This is a genomic window from Planctomycetaceae bacterium (genome assembly GCA_041398785.1).
Classification (GTDB): domain Bacteria; phylum Planctomycetota; class Planctomycetia; order Planctomycetales; family Planctomycetaceae; genus JAWKUA01.
Window position 1 is genome coordinate 206,552 of the sequence record JAWKUA010000011.1, and the last position, 21,216, is coordinate 227,767.

General features: G+C 60.1%; 13 protein-coding genes. 8 read left to right on the plus strand and 5 right to left on the minus strand.

Going from position 1 to position 21,216, the window contains the following annotated elements:
• Window positions 1–220: 220 nt before the first annotated feature.
• Complete coding sequence (locus tag R3C19_14780; protein MEZ6061609.1) at window positions 221–1,378, plus strand: DUF1559 domain-containing protein; 1,158 nt, start codon at window positions 221–223, stop codon at window positions 1,376–1,378.
• 139 nt (window positions 1,379–1,517) lie between these two features.
• Here the strand turns inward: R3C19_14780 and R3C19_14785 are convergent, their stop codons facing one another.
• The gene (locus tag R3C19_14785) at window positions 1,518–2,951 is read right to left on the minus strand and encodes an aspartate aminotransferase family protein (protein MEZ6061610.1); all 1,434 of its coding nucleotides are present in this window, start codon (window positions 2,949–2,951) and stop codon (window positions 1,518–1,520) included.
• Between the two features lie 93 nt (window positions 2,952–3,044).
• On the minus strand, window positions 3,045–4,544 hold the full coding sequence (locus tag R3C19_14790) for an SMP-30/gluconolactonase/LRE family protein (GenBank protein ID MEZ6061611.1): 1,500 nt from the start codon (window positions 4,542–4,544) through the stop codon (window positions 3,045–3,047).
• 296 nt (window positions 4,545–4,840) lie between these two features.
• Between R3C19_14790 and R3C19_14795 the strand changes: the two genes are divergently transcribed.
• Window positions 4,841–7,168 (plus strand): PSD1 and planctomycete cytochrome C domain-containing protein, encoded by a 2,328-nt coding sequence (locus tag R3C19_14795; GenBank protein ID MEZ6061612.1) that lies wholly within the window; start codon window positions 4,841–4,843, stop codon window positions 7,166–7,168.
• Window positions 7,158–8,585 carry a DUF1501 domain-containing protein gene (locus tag R3C19_14800; protein ID MEZ6061613.1) on the plus strand — a complete coding sequence of 476 codons (1,428 nt, stop codon included), beginning with the start codon at window positions 7,158–7,160 and terminating at the stop codon, window positions 8,583–8,585. Before R3C19_14795 ends, R3C19_14800 begins: the two co-directional genes overlap by 11 nt.
• A gap of 165 nt (window positions 8,586–8,750) precedes the next feature.
• On the opposite strand, the gene R3C19_14805 is transcribed toward R3C19_14800, so the two are convergent.
• Together R3C19_14805 and R3C19_14810 are read right to left on the minus strand one after the other, a co-directional pair.
• A complete protein-coding gene (locus R3C19_14805; protein MEZ6061614.1) occupies window positions 8,751–8,927 on the minus strand; it encodes a DUF6800 family protein in 177 nt (58 codons plus the stop codon).
• 156 nt (window positions 8,928–9,083) lie between these two features.
• A complete protein-coding gene (locus R3C19_14810) occupies window positions 9,084–12,014 on the minus strand; it encodes an outer membrane protein assembly factor (protein ID MEZ6061615.1) in 2,931 nt (976 codons plus the stop codon).
• A 556-nt stretch (window positions 12,015–12,570) separates the two neighbouring features.
• On the opposite strand from R3C19_14810, the gene R3C19_14815 reads away from it, so the two are divergent.
• From R3C19_14815 to R3C19_14825, 3 genes are all read left to right on the plus strand, one after another.
• The gene (locus R3C19_14815) at window positions 12,571–15,885 is read left to right on the plus strand and encodes a DEAD/DEAH box helicase (GenBank protein ID MEZ6061616.1); all 3,315 of its coding nucleotides are present in this window, start codon (window positions 12,571–12,573) and stop codon (window positions 15,883–15,885) included.
• Between the two features lie 66 nt (window positions 15,886–15,951).
• Window positions 15,952–16,515: a flavoprotein gene (locus R3C19_14820; protein ID MEZ6061617.1), complete on the plus strand. Its 564-nt coding sequence runs from the start codon at window positions 15,952–15,954 to the stop codon at window positions 16,513–16,515.
• A gap of 63 nt (window positions 16,516–16,578) precedes the next feature.
• On the plus strand, window positions 16,579–17,721 hold the full coding sequence (locus tag R3C19_14825) for a PLP-dependent aspartate aminotransferase family protein (GenBank protein MEZ6061618.1): 1,143 nt from the start codon (window positions 16,579–16,581) through the stop codon (window positions 17,719–17,721).
• A gap of 73 nt (window positions 17,722–17,794) precedes the next feature.
• On the opposite strand, the gene R3C19_14830 is transcribed toward R3C19_14825, so the two are convergent.
• A complete protein-coding gene (locus R3C19_14830) occupies window positions 17,795–18,955 on the minus strand; it encodes a formylglycine-generating enzyme family protein (protein ID MEZ6061619.1) in 1,161 nt (386 codons plus the stop codon).
• 209 nt (window positions 18,956–19,164) lie between these two features.
• Here R3C19_14830 and R3C19_14835 point away from each other — a divergent pair, with 209 nt between their 5' ends.
• Together R3C19_14835 and ispD are read left to right on the plus strand one after the other, a co-directional pair.
• On the plus strand, window positions 19,165–20,364 hold the full coding sequence (locus R3C19_14835; protein ID MEZ6061620.1) for a hypothetical protein: 1,200 nt from the start codon (window positions 19,165–19,167) through the stop codon (window positions 20,362–20,364).
• An 80-nt stretch (window positions 20,365–20,444) separates the two neighbouring features.
• Window positions 20,445–21,185 (plus strand): 2-C-methyl-D-erythritol 4-phosphate cytidylyltransferase, encoded by a 741-nt coding sequence (gene ispD, locus R3C19_14840; GenBank protein ID MEZ6061621.1) that lies wholly within the window; start codon window positions 20,445–20,447, stop codon window positions 21,183–21,185.
• Window positions 21,186–21,216 lie beyond the last annotated feature (31 nt).

A 21,216-nucleotide genomic window follows, 5' to 3' on the forward strand; every position in this document is an offset into this window, starting at 1 on the left:
AGTTGATGCTGTTGAAATCGTGAGGTATGCTGTAAGTCGTGCTCCCGGCGTCGGTTACGAAGAAAGATCAGTTTTTCGCCGTTTCTTCGGGACTTTCCACGGAAATCGCCACAGAATTTGCGTTTCCGGGATTGGCTGAACGGAGTCCACTGCACTCTCGTGACTTAGACAACTCGCCAAACACGGCACTCGCACAACCTTTTCTTCCGGAGATTCCAAAATGCAGACGCGTCGCTGTTCACCCGCCCCCAAGAAGACTCGGCGCGGATTCACGCTGATTGAGTTGCTGGTGGTGATTTCGATCATCGCCACACTGATGGCGTTGATTCTGCCAGCCATCCAGAACGCTCGCGAAGCAGCCCGCCGGGCTCAGTGTCTGAACAATCAGAAGAACGTCTGCTTCGCAATTCTGAATAGTGCCACATCCAGGAAGAGCCAGTTGCCGGCGTATGGCTACTATATTCCAAACGGCACCGCCGGCACGTACCTGCCGGGTCGAAGCTGGGTTGTTGAAGTTTTGCGGGAACTGGGTCGCCAGGACATTGCGGATCTTTGGGACAAGCGGTTCACGTTTGGTGATACGGTCAACAGCCAGAATGGCACGTTGGCTGCGACCCACCTCCAGGTACTGGCATGTCCCGATGACGAGTCAGCGTTTCAGAAGGCGGGTGGTCTGAGCTACGTCGTGAATACCGGGTTTGGTACGGTCGATTCATGGACTGCTGCAGGAAACCCAGCCGCTCATTCACCAATTACGCTGCCGTTCAACTGGAATACCAACAGCGTCGTTAATGATACGACCGTTACAACTCTCGCAATGAACGACTACACGACTCCTTTGCATGACCCAGAAGATATTGGTCTAACCAAAGCTACGGGCGTCTTCTGGCCGGAGTACGTGGGAGTGCCCGGATCGAAGAACGCCAGTCAGGACGTTGGAAAATTGTACGACGGTGCACAGAACACGATCATGTTGACAGAAAATGTGAATGCCGGTGTGTTGTCGTGGGCGAATCCGGAGGCCCGAAGCTGCGGATTCATGCTCCCAGTCGATGCTCAGGCAGTCGGTCCGGCATTATTCGAGAATCTGGTGGACGTAGCAGCTGTTCGTCCTTCTGTTGTTGCCCAGGGATTGTCATTTCCCGGCCAGCCGGATGCCGCCTTTATCAACAAAGCCAAGGCCGGACCGGAAGGCGAACGTCCGACGCCGAATTCGTTCCACCCCGGTATCGTTGTGATCGGCTGGTGCAGCGGCTCCGTGACGACACTCTCGGAAGACATTGATCGCTCTGTTTACGTACGTCTTATGACGGCTGAAGACGCGAAACCGAGAGCGGGATACCTGTCTGAAACGCCGCTGAGCGAAACGGACTTCTAAGCTTCGGTCTGACGCGATACGAACTGCAAAGTCTCCGACAGCCGCCGGAAGGATCAGTCCTTTCGGCGGCTGTTTCCTTGCGCACTCAGCAAGTGACTTCAACAGGTGATGCGGTCAGCCGCGTGGCGAGCAACCTGCATCACGCACGTTCGTCGCGAAGCGTTTCGCCGACTTCCGAGACAAACCGGTGCAACAGGTTCAGGGAATGTTCGGCCTGCTCGTCGGTGATGCACATCGGCGGACTGATTCGGATCACGCAGCCCGCGAGCGTTCCCAGCAGATGGATGCCGTCATTGCGTTCGTCGCCGCGATAGCAGCGTTCAATGACCGCATTGGCGACTTCGTTAGGCGTCGCCTTTCCGACCGAACCGCATTCGATGCCGAATACCATGCCTTCGCCGCGAACTCGAGCAATCACGCCGGTTTCCTTCAGCCGCCTCAGGCCGTCAGCGAAGACGGTCGATAGCTGCCGAGTACGACCAGGCACGTCCCACGCTTCGAATTCATCCAGCGTCGCCAGGACCGCTGCACAGGAAATCGGATTGCCGCTCCAGGTGTCGGACGTTTCGCCGTACTTCATGCGGTCGCAGACGTCTCGCCTGCCGACGGCCGCACTGACGGGAACACCGTTTCCAAGTCCCTTGCCGAGGCACACGAAGTCAGGCTCCAGGCCGTAAGCTTCGAAGGCGTACATTCGGCCTGTGCGACCGAAGTTGGACTGGACTTCATCCAGGATGAACAGGATGTCGTGCTGTCGGCAAAATCTCTGCAGCAGTTGCAGGTACTCCGCCGGCGGATGATAGCTGCCGCCGCCGCCCAGATAGGGTTCGGTGATCAGGCAACTGATCCTGCCGGAAGACGCGTCCCAGGCGGATTGCAGTTCCGCCTGGTATTTCGCGGCATCGAAGGGCTGGTCGGGCAAATCAATGTCGGAGCATTCCTCACGAGGAAAGCTGATAAAGCGGACTCGCGGATCCCGCTCCGGGTCTTTTTCCGAACCGGTGACAGCTTCGGCCAGGCCCTTTTTGCCGTGGAATCCGAACCGCGTCGCCAGCACTTCGGGACGATCCGGGTTCCGCCTCATGCAGGCCCAAAGCGCTTTCTGCACGGCTTCTGACCCTGAGGCGGACCACATGACAGACTGCAGCCGATTGCCGCCGGGGCTGGATTGCAGGCTGTCCAGCAGTCGGCGGCTGGCGTCCGCTTCCAGCTTCGTCATTGCGTTGTAGGCGGTCATGGAAACGCACGGCACGAATTCGTCCGCCGCGTCGATCGGGTCGGAAGAAAACAGGTCGCGGGGCCATCCCAGATAGTCGTGAAAGCGACGCAGCCAGCGGCGCGGGTTGTGTCCCAGATTTGCGACCAGCACACCGGATGAATAGTCGTACAACCGTCGGCCTTCCGGCGTCCAGTGGAACACTCCCGCTGATTTCGCCAGTACGGCCTGGCTGGGAGTGAACGTTCTCAGCGAATGCGGCTCGGACTTCCCAATGGTCTGTCGTACCTGGTTGGACTGAACCTCCCCGGCGAATTCGATGACAAACGATTTGTCGGTCACTTCGGCGGTTGCCATGCTGCGTTCTTCTTTCCGGCGGATGTTTCCTGGGTGAGAAATGTTCGTGGTTCGGCAAAGGCAGCCATCACACACGTGGCTGGATCCCCCGCGTTATCGCCGTTCCGCCCAGGATCGGCCAGGCCGGTCGACCCGAAAGCTGACCAGTCGCAGGCCATCGACTTCCGTCACGTAGACGGTGCGGCCGTCGGGGCCGCCGAAGCACAAATTGGAAGGCTTCGACCCCAGCACATCGATTTCCTGCAGGATTTCTCCGCCCGGCGACATCTTTACAACTGTGCCCTTGCCGTGGCGAGTAATGTACAGGTTTCCGTCGACGTCGCACCGCATTCCGTCAAAGCCGAAGTCATCGAACTTTCTGATCAGGCGCTTGTTCTTCAGAGTTCGGTCGCCGGTGATGTCAAACGCCCAGACATTGCGCTGCACGGATTCGTTGACGTACAGAGTTCTGCCGTCGGGGCTTACTTCGATGCCGTTGGTTGTGCCCATCTGCGAGGCCAGCCGAGTTGTGGTGCCGTCCCGGTCGATTCGCCAAAGCTGTCCGGTACCGGTGCTCCAGCCCGGATCGCTGGCGTACAGCGTTCCATCCGGAGAAATCGCCAGGTCATTCGGCTGATTCATGTTGTCGTTGTGAGCGAAGACCGCGACGGCACGGGTTCCGACATCCACCTTCAACACGTTGTGACCGGTGTAGTCGGCCACGAAGAAGGACCTGCCGTCGCTGTCAAAGCGAATTCCGTTGCCGACGCTGCCTTCCGGAAGCGTGACGAAGATTTCCCCGGCGCCATCGGGTGTCACGCGACCGATCGTTCCCTGCTTCTGAAAGTTGACGGCAAACACGTTGCCGTCGGCATCGCACGCCGGGCCTTCGATTCCCGGTGTGAATTGCCCCGATTGCGTCAGCGGCCGCGCTGTCCACAGTGGTTGTTGTGCCTCAGCGGGTGTCTCCCGCCGCGACGTATGGTCGTGCACGATCAGCCAGGCGCCGTCAATTCGGCGAAATACCAGCGTGAAGTTTCCGCCGACGGGCTCCTTCTCCCGTTCCAGGTTCCATTCGCCGAGGACCATCGCGGCGGAATCGCCCAGCGGCGTAACTTCGATTCGGGAAAACGTGACGCGTCCCATCTGGTCGCGCGTGGGATAGCGGCTCTTGTAGTTGTCTCGCGTCGTTTGCCAGCCGCGAGTAACGGTTCCCGCGGAGCTAAACGTCAGATCATCCGACTTCCAGTAGTATTCCATGAACGCGTCGATATCGCCGCGATTCCAGCATTCCGCCTGTTGGTCGATGATCGACCGGATCTGTTCGACCGTTTCCCTGGTGCGGGACGCAGCGTCCTGCGCGGCGGGCAGCGGTTTAGCGGGCGACGGGTCAGGGTTCGCGAAGAATTGTTCGACGGCCAGTTTCATTGGTCCGCGACTCAGGAACACTCGTGCTCGGGCGTCTGATGACTGTGCCACGGCGTTTGTTGTCGACGGCAGCGAGCTGCATGCCAGCACGATCACCATTGCGGGGACCATGGCACGCCGAATGACTCGATGGCGAATTACCAGACGGACACCGTTGCTTGAACGACGACGGTTGTGGCTTTTCATGTCGTTTCCTGTGTTCGTGCTGTCAGCGGGGGAGTGACTTCGTCCGCGCGATTCTCGCGGAAACGAAGGGGGGTGACAATCATCGGCAAAGCGCGGCGCGACATCACGCGACCCGGCTTCACGCGACGCCGCGCTTGTGACCGGACCACGGCTCGCTGATAATGAGTACCGCGTGACATCGTCCGTTTTCCGACGCGGTTCCTTTGACAAGACGCCCGGCCAGGACTGAGGCCCGCCCGGGTTCTTCGCGCGGCGCGACTGTCGTCCGGGCGACCCGCCAACTGTGAGAGAAGTTCATGTCGCTGCCGACTTCCAACATTCACGGCCTTGTTGCGGCGCTTCTGTTGCTGGCCGTGACCGCAACCGCGCAGGGTGATGAACAGCCGCTGACGTTCGAACAGCAGGTCGCCCCGATTCTGGACCGGCACTGCTTTCGGTGTCACGGAAGCGAACAGCGTGAGGCGGGGCTGGACCTGCGACGCCGGTTCACAATCGTGGAGGGCGGTGACAGCGGCCCGGCTATCGTCGCCGGACGGCCGGAACAGAGCCTGCTGATTCAACTGATCGACGACGGCGCGATGCCACCGGAAGGCGAACCGAGACTCAGTGACGAAGACGCAGACGTCATTCGCCAATGGGTGCACTCCGGCGCGGAGACCGCTGGAAAGACGGAACCGCCGTTGTCCGATGCCGGAGACTTCGAAGCCGGTTTCAGCGAGGGCGAAAGAAATCACTGGGCGTTTCAGCCCGTTCCGGAAGTAACGCCGCCGGAAGTGCCGAACACTTCGTGGGTCAACACGCCGGTTGATGCGTTCGTGCTCGAAAAGCTTTGGAAGCATGGCTGGCAGCCGGCTCCCAAAGCGTCCAAAGCGACGCTGATCCGAAGAGTCTATTTCGATCTGATCGGGCTGCCCCCGACGCCGCAGGAAGTCGCCGCGTTCGAAAACGACACGTCATCCACCGCATGGCAGGACGTTGTGGACCGGCTTCTGGCCAGTCCGCATTACGGCGAAAAGTGGGCTCAGCACTGGCTGGACGTTGTGCGGTTCGCTGAAACCGAAGGCTTTGAGTACGACCGGCATCTTCCCGACGCGTGGCGCTATCGAGACTACGTGATCGATTCGCTGAACGATGACAAGCCGTTTGACCAGTTCGTCACCGAACAAATCGCAGGTGATGAATTATCGACTGACAACCTGCAGTATCAGGCCGCCGCTGTCTTTCATCGCCTTGGGGCAGTCCGCCGCAACGCCGGGAATCCGGACATCGCTCTCAGCCGCAACGAAGTGCTGACGGAACGCACCAACATCATCGGTGAAGCCTTTCTGGGCTTAACCGTCGGCTGCGCGCGGTGTCATAACCACCAGCTGGAACCGATTACTCAGAAGGACTACTACCGACTGCAGGCCTATCTGGCAGCGACGGAAGAGCACAACATCATGCTGATTCCCGACACGGAGGCTCAGGCATGGAACGACGAAACGATCGCGATCAACAAGCAGATCAAGATGCTTCGCGAAGCCGCCGAATTGACTGACGGCGAAGAAAAGCAGCGGCTGGAACAGCAGGTCCGGTCATTGACGGCAACGCTTCCACCGAACCCGCCGACAATTCCCGGTATCCGCAACGACTTTCAGAACCGAACGTCGATTCACGTTCTTCGGCGAGGCATCTGGGAACACAAGGGAGTCGCCGTCGGACCGCGCCCGCTAAGCATTCTGGTTTCCGCGTCGATGCCGGAACTGCCGGCCGACGAGCCGCTGCCCCGAACCCGGCTTGCTGAGTGGATCACGGATTCCGAACACCCGCTGACCTCGCGGGTTGTTGTTAATCGGCTCTGGCAGCATCATTTCGGCACAGGGCTGGTGAAGACCGCCAACGACTTGGGAACGCATGGTGAGCCGCCCAGTCATCCGGAATTGCTCGACTGGCTGGCCGGAACACTGGTGAAGGGCGGCTGGCAATGGAAGCCGATTCACCGGTTGATCGTCCTCAGCAGTGCTTACCAACAGGCCAGCCGGCTGCCGCATGAAGCCGACACGGCGGCGCGCACGGCTGTGGATCCCGAAAACCGGCTGCTGTGGAAGTTCAGTCGCCGCCGATTGTCGGCCGAGGAGCTTCGTGACGCGATGCTGGCTGTTTCCGGGCGGATCAATCTGAAGGCGGGTGGTCCCAGCGTGATGCCGCCGGTTGATCCGGTGCTTGTCGATCTGTTGTACAACCCGTCTCAGTGGAAGGTTGCGGATGATCCGTCGGAGCACTGCCGCCGATCGATTTACCTGATCGCGAAACGCAATCTGCGACTTCCGTTCATGGAGGCCTTCGACGCGCCGGCGCTGCAAACCAGTTGCCCGGCCCGCGAATCCAGCACGCATGCTCCACAGGCTCTGGAGTTGCTGAACGGAGCGTTCGCGAACCAGACAGCCGCCGCGTTTGCAGACCGCCTGGTTCGCGAGTGCGGCGATGACCACGCCGCGGTTGTTGACCGCGCGTTTCGGCTGGCGATCGGTCGCGGGCCGACTGCGGCGGAACGGCAACTGTCGCGGGAATTCCTCCGCGACCAGTCCATTGACGAGTTCGCTCTGGCAATCCTGAATCTGAACGGATTTGCGTATGTCGACTAACTCCTGCCAACACCGTTCGCCAACGGGTCGTCGAGACTTTATCCGCGACGCATTTGCGGGATTCGGCGGCCTGGCACTGACATCGATGCTGCACAACGAAACCGTCCGCGCCGGTGACGACATCGCTTCCGGAACAAAGACATCGCACGCACCGGCAAAGGCAAAAAGCGTGATCTTTCTGTTCATGGCCGGTGGACCCAGCCAGGTGGAGACCTTTGACCCGAAACCGCTGCTGAATACGCTTCACGGTCAGCCGCGGCCTGCGGAATTCGGTGAGGCGAAGTATCAGTTCATTCAGACCGACGCCCGGCTGCTGGGAACGAAACGTCGCTTTCGAAAATGCGGTGACAGCGGAATTGAAGTTTCCGATCTGTTTCCGCATCTCGGCAAGTGCATGGATGACATCGCCGTGCTGCGGTCGTGCTACGGTGATCAGGTCGTCCATTCGGCGGCGCAGTACGAATTGTTCTCCGGCCGCACGGTTCCCGGATTTCCCAGCATGGGGTCGTGGACTTTGTATGGTCTGGGATCGGAGAGCGATTCGCTGCCGTCATACGTTGTTATGCCCGATCCCAAAGGCGCTCTGGAGGCCGGGCAGCCGATGTACATGAACGGCTTTCTGCCGGCCGCCCATCAGCCGACGATGTTTCGTCCCGGCGATCGTCCCGTGCTGAATCTGGACCTGCCTGCCGGCGTAGATGCGTCTCAGCGCCGCCGGACGCTGAAGCTGGTCCGCGATCTGAATGAAGCGACACTTCTGCCGGGCGATGACGAACTGGAAGCCCGGCTGAAGTCCTACGACCTGGCCTTCCGCATGCAGTCTCAGGCGCCCGAAGTCTTCGATCTGAGCCGCGAGACACAGGAGACGCTGGAACTTTACGGCGTCGGCCGGGAACCCACGGACGACTATGGCCGCCGCTGTCTGCTGGCGCGCCGGCTTGTGGAAAGCGGTGTGAGGTTTGTCTGTGTTGTCTCCGGCGGCGGTCCCGGCAATCTGCAGTGGGATGCTCACAAGGACATCGAAGAAAACCATCTTCGTAAAGCCGCCGAAACGGACCAGCCCGTGGCCGGTATGCTGACGGATCTGAAGCGCCGCGGACTGCTGGACGAAACGCTTGTGCTGTGGGGTGGAGAATTCGGTCGGTCACCGGAAGCTCAGGGCGGCACGGGTCGCGATCACCACAATCTGGGCTTCACGATGCTGATGGCCGGCGGCGGAATTCGCGGCGGTCACGTTGTCGGAGCGACCGACGAAATCGGCCTGCGCGCAGTGGAATCGCCGCATCACTTCCGGGACATTCATGCCACGATTCTGAATCAACTGGGGCTGGACCAGCACAGGCTGACGTATCGTCATCTGGGTCGCGACGAACGGCTGACGTTTCTGGAAGGCCAGGTGATCGACGAGATCGTGTGACCGGCCGTTCGTGTGGGCTCTTGGCGAAACTGACCCGCTGGCGGATCTGAACGCGCATGAAAAAAACGGCGGATGATTGTTGATCCGCCGTCTCAATGGACGCTGCGTCGAGAAAAGCAGGCTCAATGGGAGCGGTCCGGCTGGCCGAACCGGCTTCTGTGTGAGCTAGTTCGCGGCTGGCTGTTCCAGCTCAATGAACGGTGTCATGCGCCGCGCTTTGGCCAGAATTTCGGCCTTTTCGCCTTCCGACGTCGCGGCGGCATATCGCTTGCGCATCTTTCCGATCTGGACCCGCCGTTTCCGCCGACGCGCGATTTCCCGATTTCGTTCAACTCGTCCCATGTGACCAAATAACCTTGAGGTGTAAGAGTTTCCGCCAATGGCAGGCAGAATAACCGTTCGCTGCGGTAAGTCAATTCGGGCACAGCCGAACCTGTTTCAGGCCTGAGACGGCAGCGGTGCCGGCAGGGCGTTCGGGAGCAGCCGACCAATTTCTGCTCAGCGATTGATTCCGACGTAGAAGCTGAAGATTCGTTCGTCGTCAAACGCCTGGCTCTTGATCGGGAATGCGAAGTCGAAGGCCAGCGGAACGGGCCCCATCGCGGGAACCACGACTCGCAGACCAACGCCCGCTGTGGCGCGGAAGTTGGCCAGGCTGGCGGATTCTTCCACGGTACCGACATCGGTGAAGGCCACGAAGTTGATCATGTCGTCAGCCGTCAGGGGAATTCGATACTCAACCGTTCCAAGGGCCTTGAAGTTGCCGCCGATCCCGATGTTGTTGATTCGCGGCGTCACACCGCGGAACGCGAAACCGCGAAACGACTGGAATCCGCCGGCGTAGAAGCGTTCGAAGACAGGTGTGTCGTCGCCGCTCCAGCCGACGTCGCCGGCCAGAGTCAGCACTTGTCGTCCACTGCCGTCGGGTCGCTGGTGCAGAGTGAAGTACTGGCGAAATTCGCCTTCAAAGCGCGGATAGGTAAAGTCGCCGAATGCCTGCTCGTAGCCCGCATCAAAGTAGTGTCCGGTTCCCGGCATGATGACTGCGTCGCGAGTATCGTGAGTCACGGATAACCGGCCGGTGGACAGGAAATTGTCGCCCACGGCCTGCTGCAGGATCGCGGGTGCTCCCGCCGCGACGCCGCGCAGGTTCACGTCTTCCAGACGCAGTGCCGCAGCCACCGACCATTCCGGCGTCAGTTGGCGTCCGACGGCCACTCGTCCGCCGAGCCGTTCTTCATCCCAGTCCGGATAGAACCGGTTGAAGAAGAATCCGCTGACACTCAGGCTGTAATCGGTGTACATGAAATACGGGTCGGTCCACTGCAGAGCGTAGCGGCTGACAATGTCGCCGGGAGCCGCTTCGAATCGAAACCGTTGGCCGCCGCCCCGCCAGGCCCGGCCTTCGATGATGTCGGCAAACGTCTGCGGCGGGCGGAACAGGTCGAAGTTGCTTTCGTCCCAGACGAATGATCCAACGATCCCCGCGTCGCTGTTGACTCCGAAGCCGAACATCAGGCGGCCGGTGCGTCCCTCCGCCGCCTGAACATTGATGTCGACCCAGCCGGGGGGCGGTGTCTGGAACTGGTTGTTGAACGGGCTTCCCTGCAGAATCGCATCGCCCGGACGAGGCGTCGGCGTCTGTCCGTAGAACGATCCGCCGGGGCTCTGGCCGCGAATGATCACGTCGTCATCACGGTCCTCGGCCGGCGGAAAGTTCGAAACCAGCAGGTCTTCCGGCGGTTGATGAAACAAAGCGGCCGGTTGAGCCAGTTGGTATTCCAGCATTTGCGGCAAGGGGTTTCTCGGCAGCAGCATCACCTGACCGTCGGTTGTCTCTGCCGCGACCTCATCGTCCCGCTTCGGAGCGGCATTCGCCGGCGCTGAATGTGCGTCACCCGATGTGTGACCGCCAGTCGGGGGCCGGGGCGCGGTCGGGCTGTTCGACGGCGGTTCTGTGCTCAGGACGGAGTGACCATAGGGAATCCGTGCCGCCGTGCCGCCGGTTGCGGCATGTTCATAGGCGGCATACCGAACGTTGTATTCGAAGCGATCTGTCCAGTCGGGCTGACCGTAAGAGAAGCCGCCCAGCGGTTGCTGGCCGCGAAATGTCCGTGAATCGGACGCCGACAGAAACTGATCCGTTTCCGGATCGACGGGAATTACGTTGACCTGCACACCTTCAAACAGGCCTCCGCCATTGACTCGGGATCGTCCGCGGCCGATGAGCTTCGGATCGGCCAGATCTCCGGGTTCGACCTGCATCCGGTCCAGAATCACGGTCTCCTTGGTGTGAGACTGTTCATTCATGAACGCGACATCGAAGTTGCGGATGTAGCGCTTGCGGTCTTCGTCAATGTCAAATACCAGATCCACAATGCCCGGCTGTTCCGTGAAGTGATACACCGGCCGGACGGAGGCAAAATAGTGTCCTCGTTCGCCGTACAGTCCCAGCATGTACCGCACATCTTTTGACAGGGGCAGGGCGTTGAAGTAGTCACCTTCGTTCATTTCCCGGATCGCCTGCAATTGTGCCGTCGACAGAACCTGATTGCCTTCGACGCGGATTTCACGAACGCGGTAGCGTGTGCCTTCGCTGACTGTGTAATGCAGCCGGACTCTGGACCGATCACGGGAAAACAGCGGTTCCGTTTCGACCTGGACGTCGAAGAATCCCAGGTCGTTGTAGTACTGCTTCAAAGCGTACTCGTCCTGCTGCAGTGTTTCCGGACGGTAGAGTCCGCCGAACAGGCCCAGGATCGCGGACTTGGACTGCAGCTTTGTCTTCAGACGTGCGGCGGAAACGACATCGCCGACACCGCTGAACACACGGCTTGTGACCCGAACCTTTGGTCCTTCATTGATTCTGAAAATCACTTCGCGGTCACCGGGCTCGCCACCCTTCACGAGTTCCACTTTGACGAAGAAGTGGCCCTTTTCCCTGTATTCCTGTTCGATGCGATTGACAGCTTCCCGGTTGGCCATGTGATCAAACGGGCTGCCGACCTTGAGCCCCGTCCACGACGCCAGTTGTTTGGTCTTGATCTTTTCGTTGCCAATGAACTCAACCTTCTTCACGATCGGTCGTTCGTGAACCTTGAAGATCAGCACAGTGCCCTGCGGAGTGTCCTCGAAGCGTTCCTGAACACTGTAGAACCAGCGGGTGCTCATCAAGGATCGCTTGTCTTCGCGAATCTGGCGGCTGGAAACGTCTCGATCCGGCTGAGTTTGAATCTTCTGAAGAATCACCGACGCCGGGATCGTCTCGTTTCCTTCGATGCGAACGTCGGTGATTCGCTGGGGAAGCTCCTCACAAATCGCAGGAATGGCCAAAACGATCACCGTACACGCCAGAACCAGGATCGCGCGCAGCGTTTGGCCACAGTGCGATGGCGATTTCGGCGGTTGGCGCGTTCGCGGCGAAGGCATAGGACATCTCGTCAGCGCGGCACCTGGTGTGCGGGTCAGGACGTCAGTTGCCATCGCAATCCGACGTCAGAAACACCGCAGCAAACCCGGCGGCTGGTGGGAAGATGTGAATTTGACGGGAGCGAGGAGAGGGGAGGTTGTCTGAATCCGTTCAGCCCCGTGTTGTTAAGGCGGGGGACCGTAGCAATAACGAATCCGGCCATCTGCCTCAATACGAGTCTGCGGACCACCGAACGTCGAATTTTGCCGAAACAATCGGCTCCGATTGGTCCGTGCGAGCGGGGCCATTCTGTTCAGGAAGTCGCCTTACGTCCCCCTGCACGCGGTCTGTTCTCCGGGGAAAGCGAAATCCGGGCACCTGTTCTGGCCAGAACAACCCTGTTTGCGTTACCCTCCGCGATCCGCCTTTGATCGCGCCGTAATCGGCGCTGATGTTCGCGTTTCACAATTCTTTCCCGCAAGTTGCAGCACGGTGTAAGCTGCGCAGTTTTCCGGTGTTGTCATCGCCGCTGCGAAATGCCGGCCGGTTCTTGTTGATACAGACGCTAAGGATTCCATGACTCTCTCGGAGCTGCTGCAGAATCGTTTTCGTGCCGACCTCAGACATCGCGGGGCGGCTTACATCGAAGCGGAACGTGTTTCACTGGTCCGCGTCACGGAAGAAAACGTCTTCGGACTGGTGGTTGACGGGGTTGAGTACCAGACTCAACTGCGCTACCAGGAATCCGATATCGCCATGTTTTGCACGTGCGATCAGTTCGCAAAGTCCAAAGCGTGCAAACACTTGTGGGCCACGGTGCTGACGGCGGATCTGGAGGGGTACGTAAATCCGGCAATCCGGCCGGGTCGACTGGTGCCGTTTGTGGCACGGCCGAAAGCCGGACCGATTCGGGTCGACGACCTGTCGGCTGACTTTGAACCGGAAATGGATGCCCGGGTTCCGAAGGCAAAGGTCAAGTCGCGTCCTCAGCAGGCGGAGGTTCGTCTGCGGCCGTGGGAAGCCCGGCTGCTTTCGCTGCAGGAGGAAATGTCGGTTCCCGATCGCAAGGGAAAGAAGGCTCAAAGCCAGGACCGGCAGATTTTTTACGAACTGGACCTGGAGGCCAGCCGGGAAGCCGGAAAGCTGGTGATTCAGGCGTCTCAGCGACAGCGGCGTTCCAGCGGTCAGTGGGGAAAAATCAAGCCGCTGAAGATTAAGCCGGGTGAACTCGATCAGATCGAACACGAAGACGACCGCACGTTCTTGTCGTACCTTGCCGGCGCAATTCCGGAACGCAACAACTGGTCGACGCAGCAGGCCGAACTGAAGGCCGCCGCCCATCGGTTCTACCTTCCCTTCGAACTGGGCACACTGATTCTTCCCGACATGTGCCGATCCGGCCGGCTGACAATCCCCGGCGTCAGCGAAACGGGCGAGCAGAAGCTGGAATGGGACGACGGCGAACCGTGGGAACTGACGGTCCGCGTGAAGCGCGACACCGACAGCGAAGGCTGGGTCGTTGCGGGATTGCTGGTGCGCGGGGAGGAATCGCTGAACCTTTCCGAAGTGCCGCTGGCGGTTCCCGGCGGGTTCCTGGTGACGTCCGACAGTATCGCGCGGCTGCGTGACTTTGGAGCATCACAGTGGATGCAGATGCTGTCGTCGGAAACGCCGCTGAAGATTCCCGCGGCCGACCAGCACGACTTTGTTGACCGGTTGCTGGACATTCCCACGCTGCCGCGTCTGGAGCTTCCGAAGGATCTGCAACTGGAGGAAGTCCGTGCCACTCCCTCGCCGACGCTGCGGATTTCGTCGCCGCCGATGTCGCGCTGGCGGAATGATTCGCTGACCGGTGAGGTGATCTTCAACTACCTGGGAACACCAGTGGCGGGCCGCAACGCTCGCTGGGCCGTTGTGCAGCGCGAACACAATCGCTGCATTATTCGTGACCGCGATTTTGAAAGCGGCTGCTGGGAACTGTTGCGCGAAGTGGGGTTCCGCAAGCGACTCAACGGAGCACAAACGCACACGGACGTCGAAATCGCTCGCCGCGAACTGGGCCGCGCTGTTCGGGAACTTGTCGAAAACGGGTGGTCCGTCTACGCGGACGGCAGCCAGGTCCGGCAGGCCGGCGGGATGCGGTTCCGCGTGGAATCGGACATCGACTGGTTCGACGTCCGCGCGGACATCGATTTTGAAGGTCGCTCCGTGGCGTTCCCGGAATTGCTGCACGCCCTGGAACGCGGCGACGCGACGGTTCGGCTGGACGACGGATCGCTGGGAATTCTGCCCGAAGAATGGCTGGAACAGATCGGCATGATTTCCGGTCTGGGGACGGTCGACGAAGATTCGCTGCGGTTTTCGAATTCGCAGGCAGCGCTGCTCGACGCATTGCTGTCGGCTCAGCAGGACGTGGAATTCGATGCCCGGTTCGAAGAGATGCGGGAACGCTTCCGAACCTTTTCCGGCATCGAGGCGGCCGAAGTCCCCAGTGCGTTCACCGGTGAACTTCGCGACTACCAGCGAGACGGCCTGTCGTGGATGACGTTTCTGCACGACTTCAATTTCGGCGGATGTCTGGCCGATGACATGGGTCTGGGAAAGACCGTGCAGTTTATTGCCATGCTGCTGAAGCACCGCGATCAGGCAAAGAAGGACACTCGGCCGTCACTGGTCGTTGTGCCGCGGTCGCTGATCTTCAACTGGCGAAACGAATGCAACCGCTTCGCTCCGAAACTGAAAGTCCTGGATTACTCCGGCCTGGAACGATCCGCCCTGCGCGCGGAGTTCGAAAAATACGACGTCGTGCTGTCAACGTACGGCACCGTTCGCCGCGACATCGCCATTCTGAAGGATTACGAATTCGACTACGTCGTGCTGGACGAGGCACAGACGATCAAGAATCCCACGTCGCAGATCGCGCGCGCGTCCCGGTTGCTGCGTGCCCGACACCGGCTGGCTCTGAGCGGCACACCCATCGAAAACAATGCCGGCGATCTGTGGTCGATCTTTGAGTTTCTCAACCCCGGAATGCTGGGACGCAGCACCGCATTTCGCAGCCACGTAACGGATCCCGAAAGCAGAGAAGCCCGCCAACTGGTGTCGCGCGGTCTGCGGCCGTTCATCCTGCGACGCACCAAGAAGCAGGTCGCCGCGGAACTGCCCGACCGACTGGAAGAAACCATCTTCTGCGACATGGAAGACGATCAGCGAAGGCTGTACGACGAACTGCGGCTGCACTACCGCGATTCACTGCTGGGGCTTGTTCAGAAAGAAGGTCTGGCTCGCAGCAAGATGCATGTTCTGGAAGCGCTGCTGCGGCTGCGGCAGGCCGCATGCCACCCGGCGCTGCTGAATCGGGGTGACGAGGATGAACCGTATGCGAAACTGGAATTCCTGATTCCGCACCTGAAGGAACTTGTGGCCGAAGACCACAAGTCGCTGGTGTTCTCGCAATTCACCAGCATGCTGGCGATCGTGCGCCAGCATCTGGAGGAAAACGGCATCGACTACGAATACCTGGACGGCCAGACTCGCGATCGGCAGAAGCATGTCAACCGCTTCCAGTCGGACGACGGCTGCAAGGTCTTTCTGATCAGCCTGAAGGCCGGTGGGCTCGGACTGAATCTGACCGCGGCCGACTACGTGTTTCTGCTGGATCCGTGGTGGAACCCGGCCGTGGAAGCTCAGGCCATCGACCGTGCTCACCGAGTCGGGCAGACCAGGACCGTGTTCGCCTATCGCATGATCTGCCGCGACACGGTGGAAGAAAAGATTGCCGAACTGCAAAGCAAGAAGCGGGAACTGGCCGACGCGATTCTGGAAGGCGACGACACCCAGAGTGTGCTGAAGGACCTGTCGGTCGAAGACCTGGAACTGCTGCTGTCGTAGCCGCTGCCAATGCCCGACCGCCGGCACCCATTGCCAATGCTTTAGCGGCGTGCGAAACTTCCCGGCATGTCAATCTTCGCAAACCGAGAAATCCTGCTGGGAATCACAGGCGGCATCGCGGCCTTCAAAGCCGCCGACCTGTGCAGCAAGCTGGTTCAGCAGCAGGCCAGGGTTTCCGTCGTGATGACGGAATCCGCTCACCGTTTTATCGGTGCCACAACGTTTGAAGCGCTGACCGGAAGACCCGTCAACAGCGATCCGTTTCGCGCGAATGAGCACTTTCGGGGAGAACACATTGGTCTTGCTCAGCGAGCGCACGCGATCGTGATTGCTCCCGCGACGGCTCAGACCATGGCCAGACTGGCACACGGATTCGCGGACGACCTGCTGGCGACGATTGTCCTGGTCGCGACGGTGCCCGTGTTCCTGGCGCCGGCGATGAACTGCGACATGTGGTCGAAGCCGTCCGTGCAGCGAAACGTCGAACAGTTGAAGGCAGACGGGCACATTCTGATCGATCCGGAAGACGGCTGGCTGAGCTGCGGGCAGATCGGCCCCGGACGGATGGCTTCGCCGGAGACCATTCTTGCTGCGCTGCAGGGCTACTTCGAATCTTCGAAAGCGATGTGACAATCTCGCGAAATCCCGCGACGCCTCAGCCGTTATTCCTTTCCCATCGGGCCTGTCGTTCTCATGCACTTCGAAACCAAAGCCGTCCACGCCGGCGTTCACAAGGATCAGCAGTACAACAGCGTCATCACGCCGATCTACGCGACTTCGACGTTTGACTGGACGGATCTGGACAGCAACGCCGGCTATGACTATTCACGGTCCGGCAATCCCACGCGGGATGCTTTGCAGGAAAACCTGGCGGCTCTGGAAGGAGGAGCCTGCTGCGTGGCCACGGCCACCGGCATGGCGGCGACCTATTGCGTGATGGCGCTGTTCAATCCGGGCGATCACATCATCGTGCCGGCTGATGTGTACGGCGGATCGCACCGGCTGTTCGACCGGTTTCTCACTGAGAAGCAACTGTCGTTTTCGTTCGTCGACATGACCGACCTGGACGCCGTTCGCGATGCGTTTCGGCCGGAAACGAAGGGCGTGTGGATCGAGACTCCCAGCAATCCGCTGCTGAAGGTCGTCGATCTGCGGGCGGTTGCCGACCTGGCAAGGCAGCACCGGGCTCTGGCGATGTGCGACAACACGTTTATGTCGCCGTATCTGCAGAAGCCGTTTGACTTCGGCTGCGACATCGTGATGCATTCGACCACGAAATACATCAACGGTCATTCCGACGTCGTCAGCGGCGCCGTGATTGCCAAAGACATTGCGATCGGTGAACGGCTGGCGTGGATCTGCAATGCCGTCGGCCTGGCCTGTTCACCGTTCGACGCGTGGCTGGTCCTGCGCGGCGTGAAGACTCTGGCATGTCGCATGGAGCAGGCTCAGCGGTCCGCCATGAAGATCGCGGAATTCCTGGAACTGCATCCGGAAGTCTGGAAGGTTCACTATCCCGGCCTGAAGTTCCATCCGCAGCACAACCTTGCAAAACGCCAGCAGCGCGGCTTCGGGGCGATGCTGAGTTTCGAGATGACGGGTGGTCGGGACGCGGCCGAACGGGTCTGCACGCGGACGAAGCTGTTTGACGTCGGTGTGTCCCTCGGCGGCGTCGAGTCGCTGCTGTGCTTTCCGGCGACGATGAGCCACGCCGCGATGTCTCCGGAAGGTCGTGCGGCAGCGGGTATCACCGACGGTTTGCTGCGGGTTTCCGTCGGCGTCGAACACGTCGCGGATCTCATCGACGACCTGCGGCAGGCGATCGAAGGCGGGTGAGCGGCAAATGCGACCGGTTGGCATTCCACGGTGAATTACACACGCCAGGAATTCGGTCGCGCGGCCGGGCGAATCAGTCTTCCAGCTTTTCGATGGCGGCCGGCAGATCCTTATCGACGATCCCCTGCACGCCTCGGCCGGTTTCAATCCGTTCGTCGACTTCATACATCGTCTCGTCGACATCCACCTTCCAGAATTCTTCCATCTGCTCGCGCGACACTTCCTTCAGCGGTCGGATGATCCGGAATCCCACGCCGCGTCCGGGATCGTCGGTAAACCACCACGGGCTCTTGGGGAAGTTGGGATCCGTCTCCCGCCACGCGGAATAGTCAGACGGATACCGAGAAGCGCTGCGGCATTGGGCGGCACCAAATTCCCAGGTGCCGCCTCGAACGACTCGGGGATTAAGCTGCGTTGGTCGCACCCAGTCGGTGGCGGCGTTCAGAACCCGGTCCGTTGCTTCGTACGGCGCGTAGGCATCCAGAACCCACTCCGCCGCGTTGCCATGCATGTCAAACAGCCCCCACGGATTCGGCTGCTTCGCGCCGGTCAGCTTTGTACCGGAATCTTCGGTGTTTTTGACGAACCAGGCGTAGTCACCCAGCTTTGACGGGTCGTCGCCGTAGCTGTAAGCCGTCGTGGTGCCGGCGCGGCAGGCATATTCCCATTCGGCCTCGGTTGGCAGCCGGTGCTGCTGCCCTGTGATGGCGCTCAGCCATTTTGTGTACTGCTTGGCGGCGTACTGGGAGACCGTGATGGCCGGCTGCATCGGGTCCTCACCGAATTCGAAAGTAAACGTCGGGTCGTACAGCGGAGTCGGAGACGTGACGACATCGACGCTGTTTTCGTCCGTCACACGGCGAATGTTCAGCTCCCGAAATTTCTTGAAGGCAGCGTACAGTTCCATGTACTGCTTGTATTCATTCCAGCGAACTTCGTAGCGACCCATCCAGAACGGATCGACGTGAAACCGGCGCTGCGGGCCTTCGCTCTCGTCACGTGAAGCTTCGGAATCCGGGCTTCCCATCAGGAACTCACCACCCGGAATCGGCACCATTTCGAACGAGACATCCGTTCCGGGAATCTTCATCCGGTAGGGCACCATGTAGCCGGCTTCGACCTTCACACTGCGGCCTTCCGACGGTTTTTCGGACACGATTCCCGGGTCACCGTCAGCCATCAGGCTGCCGCAGGTCTGGAGGACGACCATCGAAACAAGCAAAGATCGAAGCATGAAGAAGCCCCGGACTGAATGATTTGCGGGATGTCGGAAACGTGAGCACCAATTGTTGCTGCGTCGCCGTTCCGGAACAAGAACGGGCCGGGAACTTCCCGCGACATACGTGCGATCCGCGCGGCTGTCGTCGAATCATCCTGGTTTTCCGTTACACTGTGGCCAGACACATTCAGGAACGGCCGACGACGCACATTCAGGCACGAGAAATGACGTCCACAACGACACCTGCCGCCGCTGCTTCCGGCGGTATCGAACTGCTGCAGACGCTTTCCGGGGACGACGCGACAGAAGAACTACTGCTCGATTCGCTGGAGGAAACGCTGCTGCAGCAACAGGATTTTCACCGCCTGTTCGATGCCAGTCTGATTCGAATCCGGCGAGATCTGGGACTGTCGGTGACTCAGCCGACATCGCTGGACGGTGTTCCGAAGGACCGGGAAGCCGTGTTCCGCGAAGGCTATATCAACGCGGCTCGCAGAGTCGGCCGGTTGTTTCTGGATGCCGGAAAGCTGTCGGATGCGTGGGCCTATTTTCGCACGATCGGCGAACCGCAGCCGGTTAAGGATGCCATCGACCAAATACCGGTGCCCCGCGAACCGGATGACGATTTCGATGCTGTTTTGAATGTCGCGCTATACGAGGGAGCCCACATTGTTCGCGGGCTGGAGTTCCTGCTGAAGACTCACGGCACGTGCAACACCATCACGGCTTTCAGCCAGGTCCAGCAGCAGATGTCGTCCGCTGAACGCCGCGCGGCGGCCGCCATGATGGTGCGCCAAATCTATGGAGACCTGCAGCAATCAATCCGCCGACAGGTGGAATCGCGGAATCCAGCGCTGCCGCCAAATGCGTCCATTGCGGAACTGATGGCCGGCCGGGAGTGGCTGTTCGCCGACGGAAACTATCACATCGACGTTTCTCATCTGCATTCGACCGTCGGTTTTGCACGCGCACTGCAACGTGACGATCCGGAACTGAAGCTGGCCATCGAGCTGTGCGACTACGGATCTCATCTGGCCGACCAGTTGCAGTATCCCGGAGATGTTCCGTTCGACGAATACTACACGGCACATCACTGGTTCCTGACCGCTCTGGCCGGCCGCAACGTGGATGATTCGCTGTCTTACTTCAAACAGCGGCTGCAGGACGAACCGGAAATTTCCGATCGGCAGTTGATTGCCTTCGTGCTGCTGGACCTGGCTCAGCGAGTGAATCGAACCGACGAAGTTCTGGAACTGGCGGCTCCGTATGTCGGTCGTCTGGAGGATCCCGCCGGGTTTTCGTTTTCGGCGCTGTGTGCGGAACTCGGCCGCTGTGACGTCCTGGAAGACGTGGCCCGAAACAACGACGACGTGATCGCGTATGTGACTGCGAAGCTGTTGGCCGGCAAATCCGGGAAAGACTGATTAGCTGCGGCGGCGAGTCGCCACAACCGTTGCAGGTGTCGTCGCAAGCCCCTCCGCAATTGACCTGGCTGTGAATTCTTATGCCGAAGTTTGCCGTCATCCTTCCCGCCGCGGGAGAAAGTTCGCGGTTCACCGGTTTCCGGAAAAAGAAGCCCTTCGTCGACCTGAAGGGACGGGCGATCTGGCTGCGTTCCGTCGAACATTTCATCAATCGCGACGACGTTGCCGAAGTCATTCTGGTGCTGGCCGCCGACGACCGCGAAGACTTTCAAACGCGCTATCTGGCGAATCTGGCGCTACTGGAAATCAGGGTTGTTTCGGGTGGAACAACCCGAGCGGCAAGTGTTCAGAACGGACTGAACGCCCTGCAAAGCGATGCAGATTTCGTCGCCGTCCACGATGCGGCCCGCCCGCTGCTGACGGCAAAATGGATCGACGCCGTGTTCGCCGCCGCCGTCGAAAAGCAGGCGGCGATTCCCGGCCTGAAGGTCAGCAGTACGGTCAAGGAAGTCGCCGGCGACGGGACAATTCAGCGCACCGTCGATCGATCCAGACTGGTGCTTGCTCAGACGCCGCAGGTCTTCCGACGTGAACTGCTGCGGCAGGCGTTTGATTCCGCCGGCGATTTGAGCCGATTCACCGACGAAGCTTCGCTGGTCGAAGCGACCGGCCATCCGGTTCACGTGGTTGACGGCTGGCCGATGAATATCAAGATTACCACCGCGGATGATTTTCGCGCTGCGGAAGCCCTGCTGGACGCTTTGCCGCGTCCAAAGAACCTGCGAGACCTTCATCCGTTCGCCGACGACCGGTTTCGCTGACATCTGCCGCCGGAATCGGCAATCGTCCCGG

Bases quoted from the DNA above. Each gene is read 5' to 3' on its own strand.
- R3C19_14780 (MEZ6061609.1), top strand. From the start codon at position 221: ATGCAGACGCGTCGCTGTTCACCCGCCCCCAAGAAGACTCGGCGCGGA.
- R3C19_14835 (MEZ6061620.1), top strand. From the start codon at position 19,165: ATGACGTCCACAACGACACCTGCCGCCGCTGCTTCCGGCGGTATCGAA.
- R3C19_14825 (MEZ6061618.1), top strand. From the start codon at position 16,579: ATGCACTTCGAAACCAAAGCCGTCCACGCCGGCGTTCACAAGGATCAG.
- R3C19_14830 (MEZ6061619.1), bottom strand. From the start codon at position 18,955: ATGCTTCGATCTTTGCTTGTTTCGATGGTCGTCCTCCAGACCTGCGGC.
- R3C19_14805 (MEZ6061614.1), bottom strand. From the start codon at position 8,927: ATGGGACGAGTTGAACGAAATCGGGAAATCGCGCGTCGGCGGAAACGG.
- R3C19_14795 (MEZ6061612.1), top strand. From the start codon at position 4,841: ATGTCGCTGCCGACTTCCAACATTCACGGCCTTGTTGCGGCGCTTCTG.
- R3C19_14810 (MEZ6061615.1), bottom strand. From the start codon at position 12,014: ATGCCTTCGCCGCGAACGCGCCAACCGCCGAAATCGCCATCGCACTGT.
- R3C19_14790 (MEZ6061611.1), bottom strand. From the start codon at position 4,544: ATGAAAAGCCACAACCGTCGTCGTTCAAGCAACGGTGTCCGTCTGGTA.
- R3C19_14815 (MEZ6061616.1), top strand. From the start codon at position 12,571: ATGACTCTCTCGGAGCTGCTGCAGAATCGTTTTCGTGCCGACCTCAGA.
- R3C19_14820 (MEZ6061617.1), top strand. From the start codon at position 15,952: ATGTCAATCTTCGCAAACCGAGAAATCCTGCTGGGAATCACAGGCGGC.
- R3C19_14800 (MEZ6061613.1), top strand. From the start codon at position 7,158: ATGTCGACTAACTCCTGCCAACACCGTTCGCCAACGGGTCGTCGAGAC.
- ispD (MEZ6061621.1), top strand. From the start codon at position 20,445: ATGCCGAAGTTTGCCGTCATCCTTCCCGCCGCGGGAGAAAGTTCGCGG.
- R3C19_14785 (MEZ6061610.1), bottom strand. From the start codon at position 2,951: ATGGCAACCGCCGAAGTGACCGACAAATCGTTTGTCATCGAATTCGCC.